Annotated in this window: 6 protein-coding genes; all 6 read right to left on the bottom strand. The window is 54.4% G+C overall.

Going from position 1 to position 7,911, the window contains the following annotated elements:
- Window positions 1–98: 98 nt before the first annotated feature.
- The 6 genes from A6395_RS08070 to mfd all read right to left on the bottom strand — a co-directional run bounded on the left by A6395_RS08070 (window position 99) and on the right by mfd (window position 7,893).
- Complete coding sequence (locus tag A6395_RS08070; RefSeq protein WP_070329375.1) at window positions 99–653, bottom strand: S1 domain-containing RNA-binding protein; 555 nt, start codon at window positions 651–653, stop codon at window positions 99–101.
- A gap of 75 nt (window positions 654–728) precedes the next feature.
- Window positions 729–1,103 carry an FtsB family cell division protein gene (locus A6395_RS08065; RefSeq protein WP_071398636.1) on the bottom strand — a complete coding sequence of 125 codons (375 nt, stop codon included), beginning with the start codon at window positions 1,101–1,103 and terminating at the stop codon, window positions 729–731.
- Between the two features lie 45 nt (window positions 1,104–1,148).
- The gene (locus A6395_RS08060; RefSeq protein WP_070329377.1) at window positions 1,149–1,421 is read right to left on the bottom strand and encodes an RNA-binding S4 domain-containing protein; all 273 of its coding nucleotides are present in this window, start codon (window positions 1,419–1,421) and stop codon (window positions 1,149–1,151) included.
- Window positions 1,418–2,833, bottom strand: a complete 1,416-nt coding sequence (yabN, locus tag A6395_RS08055) for a bifunctional methyltransferase/pyrophosphohydrolase YabN (protein ID WP_071398635.1) — start codon at window positions 2,831–2,833, stop codon at window positions 1,418–1,420. The genes A6395_RS08060 and yabN overlap by 4 nt, the downstream gene beginning before the upstream one ends.
- A gap of 1 nt (window position 2,834) precedes the next feature.
- Window positions 2,835–4,382: a polysaccharide biosynthesis protein gene (locus tag A6395_RS08050; protein ID WP_071398634.1), complete on the bottom strand. Its 1,548-nt coding sequence runs from the start codon at window positions 4,380–4,382 to the stop codon at window positions 2,835–2,837.
- Window positions 4,366–7,893: a transcription-repair coupling factor gene (mfd, locus tag A6395_RS08045; RefSeq protein ID WP_071398633.1), complete on the bottom strand. Its 3,528-nt coding sequence runs from the start codon at window positions 7,891–7,893 to the stop codon at window positions 4,366–4,368. Before mfd ends, A6395_RS08050 begins: the two co-directional genes overlap by 17 nt.
- Window positions 7,894–7,911: the final 18 nt, after the last annotated feature.

The raw sequence follows: 7,911 nt of genomic DNA, 5'->3' as shown, positions 1-7,911 counted from the left end.
CAAAAAAAGCGCCGACAATTGTCGCGCCATGAAAAAAAGCCACGGACCTTTGTCCGTGGCGTTATCGTTACGAGTAGAAGCTGATGGTTTACGAAGGGTTACCCGCGCTTGGCTCCACGTCCACCGCGTTTTGAATCAGTTTGACGCTTCAACGTTGTAAGGCGTTCGTCGCTATCTTTCAAGAACTTGGTCATCAACGTATCAAACGTTTCTGGCTCACGACGTACTTCACGACGTGCGCCGCCACCGCCACGGGGACCGCCGCCACCGCGTGGGCCACCGCCGCCGCGTGGACCTTGACCAGGACCACCTGGACGTGGACCGCCCGGACGTGGGCCACCTTGACCAGGGCCTCCTGAACTAGGGCCTCGTGAGAAGCGTTCGCCGGCTGGACGTTCTGGGCGTTCGCTAACAGGACGATCGACAGTTTTTTTGATAGACAACCCGATTTTGCCATCACTTTCGATGTTCAAGATTTTGACTGTGACTTCTTGACCGACCGTTAGGACTTCATTGATGTCTTTGACATAAGAATCTGCCACTTCACTGATGTGCACCAAACCCGTTTTTCCATTAGGGAGCTCTACGAACGCTCCGAAATGCGTAATCCCTGTAACCTTACCTTGTACCTTGCTTCCTACTTCAATTGACATAAAATAATGTACTCCTTTTTTTGAATGATTCCCTACAATTATACGAGTCGATTCGTCAACGGTCAACGAACCTACTTATTCCTCTGGTGAGAAGTAAAAAATAATCTCGCCATCTTTCGAGAACAACAGCTCGTTGCGTGCAAGATTGGCGATGTATTCTTCGTCTTGTAAACGTTCAACCTGCTCTTTTAGCTCCGCTTGTTCTTCCTTCGTTTCACGAAGCTCGACACGAGCCTCGTCTTGCTTTAGCTCTTGATCCGCTACATATCCGATCTTTGAGAAATAGCTCTGGCCGATGAAGACAATCAACAACAAAAAGACAAGTGAGGCCACGGCTAGGCGGCGTCGAAGATGGATACGTCGCCGGCTCTGTTCTTTTTCCAGCTGTTCTCTCCGTTCGTCGAGAGCCCGAATCCGCTGTTTGCGTTCCATCGGGTTACGTCCATTCATCGAATCACCTTCCTCTTGACCTATTATGTTCAGTATACCTTTTTTTTATGCTTCCGTACCACTGTTCACCTTTTCTTCTTTGATCAACCGGTACATTTCCTTCGCATCCTCTTTCCGGGCATGCTCGGCAATTGAATCGATAATGACCGTCACCAGCTTATTCCCGAATCGGATTTGGAGCTCATCACCGGCCTTGACGTCCGTACTGGCCTTGGCGACTTGGCCATTCAAGCGGATACGGCCTTGATCGGCCACTTCCTTCGCTAACGTCCGTCGTTTGATCAAGCGCGACACTTTCAAAAATTTATCTAGTCTCATAATCCCTTCTCCTTCGCTTCATCCCAAAGCCGATCCATCTGTTCGAGCGTCATGTCGCTGAGCGATCCGTTCGCTTCGATATATTCAAATCGTCTCTTGAATTTTTGATTGGTCCGTTCAAGTGCTTGTTCCGCGTTCAACCCGAAATAACGGGCTACGTTGACGACTGAGAACAGTACGTCCCCTAGTTCATGTTCGTCTTCGGGACGGTCTCGCCACTCTTGTAACTCTTCTTCGAGCTTCTCGAACGCTCCGGTTACGTCATCCCACTCGAACCCGACTTGAGCCGCTTTCTTTTGGAGTTGCTCGGCACGCATTAACCCCGGTTGGGTCACGAGCACACCATCGAGCTGCGAATGTTTATTTTCCCCTTTTTCGTCTTGCTTAATCGCATTCCAGTTCGAAACCACGTCGTCGGCGTCTGCGACCGTCACGTCACCGAAGACGTGCGGATGGCGACGGACCATTTTCGTACTGATCGCGCCGATCACGTCACGAATGTCAAAGTACCCTTCGTCGGCCCCGATTTGCGCATGAAGCATGACTTGGAGCAATACGTCTCCGAGTTCTTCGATCATCGCATCATCGTCCTCTTCGTCGATCGCCTCGATCAACTCATACGCCTCTTCGAGTAAATATTTCCGCAGTGATGCGTGCGTCTGTTTTCGGTCCCATGGGCAGCCGTTCGGACCGCGGAGTGTCGCGATGATATCTGTCAACGTCGCAAACTCCCGCGCGAGGTGCGTCTCGTCAGTGAGTGGCGGGACATAGAGCGTCGTCAAATTGTCGACTTCAGCGACCCGGTCCATCTCGTAGAGCGGAACTTCGGAAATTCGCTCTCGTTTCGTTCCGGCCGCCGTGACGAGCTTGACAAGATGTTCGTCCGGATAACGTTCCATCAATTGTACTTTCACATCCCCGGCCACAAACCCGTCGTACACTTGACCGATTAACACGTGCTGCGTGACTTGGAGCCGTTCAACGTCGAGTGCGGTCGCATCGAGCAGTTGAAACCCATTGATTGGATCAATCTGGAGCGCCTGAAACATGGCGTCCAAAAAGCTCTGTCCGCCGAGGAACGTCACGTCCGCCCCTTGTTCGACGAGCAGTTCGACCGTCCGCTCGGCGACGAACGGATGGCCCGGGACCGCATATGTGATCGCCAGTTCGTCGCTCTTGTCGAGCAACGTCTCAACGATTTGTTTATAGACGGCCTCAAACGTATCGTTTGATTCGTAAATGTGGTCGAACGATTCAAAATGAACTCCTTCCGCCTCGAGCTCTTTGACGACCGGATGTTCTTTCGTGCGCAACCAGACGAGCGGTTGCTGTTTCAAATGACGATATACCCCGAGCGGAAGTTGCTCGAGTTCGCCGGAGCCGAGTCCGACGACGGTAATTCCATAACTCATATTAGGTCTCCTTTTTATCAATCAAATTGATGAGTCGATTTCCAAACGGGATCATCTCCCATTCTTCGATCGTCAGCACCTGTTCCCTGACCGCTCGCCAGACGTACAATACGCCGCCGCACACGACCATCAAACCGAGCCAACCGAGTGCGTTGACGCGGTTATATAGTGACTCAGACGCTAACGCGTTCAAACCGAGCAAGACGATCCCCATAGGTAGGACGGTCTTTAAGAGCAGTCCGTAATGGTGCAACCGAAACGTACCGAGTGGAATGTTCTGGTCGAGCCGATTAAAATTAAAGGCCGCCATCGCTAAAAATGCGAGCGATGTACCGACTGCCGCCCCGTCAATCCCATAACGCGGAACGAGCAGCAAATTGATCGCAAACTTTACAATCATGGCAAACAGCATACCAAAGGCGGCTGTCCGCTCTTTGTCGATCGCTTGAAGGCACGTCATACTCGCCACCGCGAGCGAGGCCGCAAACGTACTCGTCGACAACAATACAAGCGCTCTTGTACCGTCAGCGTTTTCAAACAACGCGACGTTCAAAGGCCACATGACGCCCATCAGCCCGATCGTTGCAGCCGCAGCGACCATGGTCGTCACTCGAATCATCGAACTGAGGCCCGTTGCCGTCGCCGTGAGTCGCCCGGCCCGGTAATGGCGGACTAAGTTCGGCACGTTCGCCATCCCGAGTGCCGTCGTGAAGAGAATCGCAAACTGCACGAGCGGATAGCCACGGTCGAACACGCCTTTACTCACTTTGGCCGAATAATCGCCGCCCATCAAATTGACGATCGTGAATGAATCGACGAGTTGCATCCAAAGAATACCGAGCGACGCAAATCCGACCGCAAGCCCGCTCGTCAAGAGAACACGCAGTACGGCGCGCAGTGTTGTGCCACGGACCGCGACGATTCGGAACCCTTTCGCCCAAATCGACAAGACGACGACAGCAACACTCCCGCCGACTAACGTCGCCGCATAGGCATAGCGACTGAGTTCATATGCGTCACGCCCGAAGTGGACACCGACGAGCAGTGAGACGAGCAACACCGCGACCCGAATCAAGTTTTCAAGTACCTGCGACAGCGCGCTCGGTCGCAAGTCATCGATTGACTGAAACGACCCGCGTAGCACCGCAAGCGCAGGCATCAACAAGTAGCTGAGACTGATGACCTGGAGCGTCGTCGCCAGTTCGGGGTCACCGAGCAAGCGCGCGATAAAAGGTGCAAGCGCGAACATCGCGACCACGAGGCCGACAGCGAGGCCGAGGAGCGCATAAAAACTGCCCCATAGGACTTCTAACTTCTGTCTTGGACCTTGTGCCCCGACCCCGATTTTGGCAATCACGACCGGCATCGCGTAAATTCCGAGCGAGGCGACGATCGCCGCAAACGGATATACCGTCTGGTAAGCGTATAACCCAAAATCACCGGCAATGTTCTGATACGGGACCCGATAGGCAAAACTAATAAATTTTGAAATGTATCCTGCGAGCGCAAATAAGACAACGCCTGTCGCGAACTTACTTGGCGTCCGCATGGACCACCAACCGCTTCACGAGTTCCTCAAGAACCGTGTCGGCATCGTTCAACAGCTCGACAACCGGCATACGTCCGCTGAGTGACAGTTTGAGCGCCCCGTTGTCTTGCCCGACTCCGAGTTTTCGTCCGAGCGGCATCGTCCATTCCATGAACGACGGTACATCGAGTGCCGTCGTCGATTCCATCGATAACACGATGTCGATCCGCTCTGGTGACTGTTTGATCCGTGTCACTTTCGCCAGCTCTCCGTAAATGCGCAGACGCGTCAGTTGGATGAGCAACGCGACTGGTTCCGGGAATTCTCCGAACCGTTCGATCAGCTCGTCTTGAAGCGCGAACAATGCTTCTGGTGTATCGACATATTTGAAACGCTTATACATCTCGATCTTCAGTTCACTGTCCGACAAGTAATTGTCCGGAATGTAGGCATCCGCTTGGAACGTGACTTCCGGTTTGAAGACGACTTGTTTCGCTTGACCGCGCATGCGGTCTTTCCGCTCTTCGATCGCTTCTGACAGCATCTGTGAATACAGATCGAACCCGACCGAGTCGATGAATCCGGATTGTTGGGCACCGAGCAGGTTGCCGGCCCCGCGAATCGATAAGTCACGCATCGCGATCTTAAACCCGCTGCCGAGCTCGGTGAACTCTTTGATCGCTTGGAGGCGGCTCTCCGCAACTTCGGTCAATCGCTTGTCTTTCCGATACGTGAAGTACGCATACGCGATCCGGTTCGATCGGCCGACACGTCCTCGAAGCTGATACAGCTGCGACAGCCCCATCTTATCGGCGTCGTGCACGATGAGCGTGTTCACGTTCGGGATGTCGATGCCGGTCTCGATAATCGTCGTCGAGACGAGGACGTCGGCTTCTCCTTCAAGAAAACTGATGAGCTGACTTTCAAGCTCGGTCTCGGTCATCCGGCCGTGCGCCGTCGCAATACGGGCATCCGGCAACAGCGCCCGAATCTCTTCGGCTTTCCGCTCGATCCCTTCGACTCGGTTATATAAGAAGAACGCTTGGCCGCCACGGGCGAGCTCGCGCTCGAGCGCTTCTCGCAACACGATGCCGTCGTATTCCATGACGTACGTCTGAACCGGATAACGGTTCTCCGGCGGTGTCTCGAGGACAGATAAATCACGGATTCCGATCATCGACATATGAAGCGTCCGCGGAATCGGTGTCGCCGTAAGCGTCAAAACGTCGATGTTCGTCTTCAGCTGTTTCAGGCGCTCTTTATGCTTGACCCCGAACCGCTGTTCTTCATCGATGATGACGAGGCCGAGATCGGCGAACGTCACATCTTTCGACAGCACGCGGTGCGTCCCGACGACGACGTCGATCGTTCCCTCTTTCAGTCCTTTTTTCGTCGCCGCCAGCTCACTCTTCGAGCGGAAACGGCTCATGACCGAGACGTTGATCGGGAATTCACTGAACCGTTCGAGCATCGTCTCATAATGTTGCTGCGCGAGCACCGTTGTCGGCACGAGGAACGCGACTTGTTTGCCGGCGAGCACCGACTTGAACGCCGCCCGGATCGCGACTTCGGTCTTGCCATATCCGACGTCGCCGCAAAGCAGGCGATCCATCGGGCGTGACCGTTCCATATCCGCCTTGATCTCGGCAATCGATCGAACTTGGTCTTCCGTCTCGGCGTACGGGAAGGTCGATTCGAACTGGCTCATCTCGTCATCGTCCGCCGGGAAGGCGAAGCCGACCGATGCCTCTCGGGCTGCATAAAGTTTGATCAACTCGTCGGCAATGTCTTCGACCGACTTGGCGACTTTTGATTTGACCTTCTTCCATTCCGTCCCACCGAGTTTATAAATCTTCGGCTCTTTCCCTTCGGCCCCGACGTACTTTTGGACGAGGTCGATTTGATCGACCGGCACGTAAAGCGCGTCATCCCCGGCGTACACGAGATGGAGGTAGTCTTGATGGATTCCGCCGACTTCAATCGTTTTGATCCCTAAGTATTTTCCGATCCCGTGATGGATATGAACGACATGATCATTCGGCTTCAGCTCTTGATAACTCTTGATCCGTTCGGCGTTCGTCAAATTCTTCGTCTGCCGTTTCCGTTTCGTGACCCGCTTGAACAGCTCCGTTTCCGAGACGACGACGAGGCGGCTCGTCGATAACTCGAATCCGCCTTCGACCTGTCCGATCATGACGTGGACATGGCGTGGCAACAGCTCCCCGTCAACGTTCGTGAACGTGGACGGGATCCCGTAGTCTTCCAGGAGCGCCACGACTTTGTCTGCCCGCATTTGATCCCCGGCGAGGAAAACGATCCGGTGATCACTTTGTTGCCACCGCTCGACCTCTTGCTTTAACAAGTGCATCTGTCCGTGGAAGGCAGGGAGCGGGCGGCAACTGAGATGGACCGTATTCGTCTCCGGGATCCCCGAACGCCGTGATGGTAGCAGCGAGAACGCGACTTGTTTCAAGTTTCGGAACACTTTGTGCATCGGCACGGCGAGGGTATAGTTGCTGACCGACTCCCCGCGTTCGATCAGTGACGAGAACCATTCGGCCTCTTCACGGTCTTGCACGTCCGCCGCGTCCTCGATACGTGCGACTTCGTCCAACATGAGGACCGAATCAGCACCCACATAGTCAAGTAGCGTCGACGTATAAAGTAGCGGCGTATACTTCCCGAGCTTCTCCGGTACATCACCGCGCCCGAACTGTTCGATGTCGCGGGCGATACCTGATTCAAGCGCTTGTCGAATCGTCTCGGTTTCAATCAGCTCGAGCGTCCGGTCGTATTGCCGTTCGAGCGCTTGTCCGGCTTTCTTCAACTGTTCGACCGATGCGACGAACTCGGTCGCCGGCGTGATGACCGCTTCCGAAACGACACCTAACGACCGTTGCGTCTCCGCATCGAACGTGAAGACGGAATCGACTTCCGTGTCGAACAAATCAATTCGATACGGTCTCGCTTCCGTGAGCGGATAGACGTCAAGAATGCTGCCGCGAACCGAAAACTCACCCGGTGCCGTCACCGTGGCAGTCCGCTCGTAACCAAGTTCAATCAGTGTTGAGGCAAACGGCTTTAAATCAAGCTCTTGCCCGGGTTTGATCGTCCGGTGACTCGCCAGCCAATCGGTCGGACTCGGCACGAAACGACGCAAGCCGCCGAGCGGTACGACAAGGACGCCTCCCTCTTCGGTCAGGAGACGTGTTCTGGCTTCGATTCGCGCGGCGAGGAGCTCGGGACTAGATGTGAGCGACAGTTCCCCGGCGAGCGTCTCGTCAATCGGATAGAGCAACGTCTTGCTCGGTCCGACAAGCGGCTCAAGCTGGTCGAACATCTTTTGGGCTTGGTACATGTTATGGGTGACGACAACGAGACGGCGTGTCGACTGTTTCGCCAATCCGGCCAAAACGAGCGCTTTGGCACTTGTCGTCAATCCCGTGACGAGTTGACGGTCGACTTTAGGCAACCGGTCTCGAATCACGTTCGTCTCCGGCAGTGTCACCATAAATCTCTCTAAAGCGTTCATTTGTTTTCCTCCACCTTA

This window comes from Exiguobacterium sp. SH31 (genome assembly GCF_001816105.1).
GTDB lineage: Bacteria > Bacillota > Bacilli > Exiguobacteriales > Exiguobacteriaceae > Exiguobacterium > Exiguobacterium aurantiacum_A.
Note: the sequence above shows the minus strand (reverse complement) of the source record. Positions and strands in the feature narration are given on the sequence as shown.

What these genes read in the sequence shown, in the direction of transcription:
- A6395_RS08070 (WP_070329375.1), bottom strand. Translation starts at nt 653, where the DNA reads ATGTCAATTGAAGTAGGAAGCAAGGTACAAGGTAAGGTTACAGGGATT.
- yabN (WP_071398635.1), bottom strand. Translation starts at nt 2,833, where the DNA reads ATGAGTTATGGAATTACCGTCGTCGGACTCGGCTCCGGCGAACTCGAG.
- A6395_RS08060 (WP_070329377.1), bottom strand. Translation starts at nt 1,421, where the DNA reads ATGAGACTAGATAAATTTTTGAAAGTGTCGCGCTTGATCAAACGACGG.
- A6395_RS08050 (WP_071398634.1), bottom strand. Translation starts at nt 4,382, where the DNA reads ATGCGGACGCCAAGTAAGTTCGCGACAGGCGTTGTCTTATTTGCGCTC.
- mfd (WP_071398633.1), bottom strand. Translation starts at nt 7,893, where the DNA reads ATGAACGCTTTAGAGAGATTTATGGTGACACTGCCGGAGACGAACGTG.
- A6395_RS08065 (WP_071398636.1), bottom strand. Translation starts at nt 1,103, where the DNA reads ATGAATGGACGTAACCCGATGGAACGCAAACAGCGGATTCGGGCTCTC.